We start from the raw sequence: 1490 nt of genomic DNA, 5'->3' as shown, positions 1-1490 counted from the left end.
CTTGGGTTCTAGGGGTCGTTGCAACACTCGTACGGTGGTACGGGCTCACGCAGAAGTTAACAGTTCCCGCAATCGCTCGGCTGGGGTCGCCCAGCCGAGCGTTTTGCGTGGACGCCCATTCAACTGTCCGGCCACGTACTCCAAGTCCTCACGAGTGTGCGGTGACAAATCGGTCCCCTTCGGGAAGTACTGCCGCAACAGACCGTTCGTGTTCTCGTTCGAACCGCGTTGCCACGGCGAACCCGGATCGCAGAAATACACCGGGATGTCCGTAGCCAGGGTGAACGACCGGTGCTGCGCCATCTCCACCCCCTGGTCCCACGTCAACGAACCACGCAACATGGCATCCAGACCACCCATGGTCTCGACCAATGCATCACGGACGGTCTGGGCCGTGTGATCACCCTGGAGATGTGCCAGCATCACGAACCGGGTCTGACGTTCGACGAGCGTCGCGATCGCCGACTTCCCACGTTGCCCGATGATCAGGTCACCTTCCCAGTGCCCGGGGACCGCCCTGTCCTCGACCTCTGCCGGCCGTTGAGAGATCAGTACCGGTTCGTCGACGAACCGGGCACGCCGGGCCCCGCAAGCCTTCTGCCGGCGACGTCGCGCACGTCCGGACCGTAGGGCAAGGGCGAGTTCTTCTCGCAGGTTCCCGCGTCCTTGGACGTACATCGCTTGGTAAATCGTTTCGTGGCACACACGCATGTCCTCGTCATCGGGATGCTCAACGGTCAACCGACCGGCGACCTGTTCGGGTGACCACCACTGTGACAGGCCCCCGATGACGGCCTGCCACAGACGTGTCCCCGGGCGAAGCTTCCGCTCCTTCGGTCGACGTCGACGCACGGCTGCCGAACGGTGTGCCGCGTACGCCCCGTATGTGCCGTTGTGATTACTGTGCCGACGCAGTTCCCGGCTGATCGTCGAGGGACTGCGCCCGAGTTCCTGTGCGATCCGTCGGATCGACCAGCCGTCACGGCGCCGGTCCTGGATCGTTTCACGTTCCGGTAGGGACAAGTACCGGTCATTCACGGACAGCGGGAGTGCGTGGAGCTTCGTCAGCATGGATCCAGAATGCTGTGTCCGGTGCCCGTTGGTGTACAAGCGGGCACTACCAGAACGTCGGACTCCTTTGTCCCAATCCTGTGCGGTGCGAGGGTGGATGCCCACATGTTCCGCCGCGTCCGCACGGGTCCAACCATCGGCACGTAGTTGCTCGTACCGGTCACGTGCGGGATGCCGACGGCGTGGAGTGCCGTCGAACCGGCCGGGACGTCCTTGTGGTCGGACACCTGCCTTACGAAGCCATCCTGCGGCGGTGTGGCGGTTGATCCCAAGATGTTCGGCCGCGTCCCGGACAGACATCTTCGTGTCGACGAGTTCTTTGAGTTGCTGTGTCAGGTGGAGGCGTTGGGAAGGTGAATACGGCACGGTCGTTGCAACCTCTCGGATGGAGAGTGTTGCAACGACCGTTAGAACCCAAG

General features: G+C 62.9%; 1 protein-coding gene. It reads right to left on the bottom strand.

The window, feature by feature from the left end; translation table 11 throughout:
• Positions 1–45: 45 nt before the first annotated feature.
• Positions 46–1371, bottom strand: coding sequence for an IS30 family transposase (locus AAD496_RS14860; RefSeq protein WP_433913778.1), 1326 nt, complete (start codon positions 1369–1371; stop codon positions 46–48).
• Between the last annotated feature and the right edge of the window lie 119 nt (positions 1372–1490).

It is taken from the genome of Brevibacterium litoralis (assembly GCF_040212315.1).
In the GTDB taxonomy this organism is placed as follows: Bacteria; Actinomycetota; Actinomycetes; order Actinomycetales; family Brevibacteriaceae; genus Brevibacterium; species Brevibacterium litoralis.
This window is presented reverse-complemented; position numbering and strand designations above follow the sequence as displayed.

Coding starts and splice junctions, on each gene's coding strand:
- AAD496_RS14860 (WP_433913778.1), bottom strand. CDS start 1,371: ATGTCTGTCCGGGACGCGGCCGAACATCTTGGGATCAACCGCCACACC.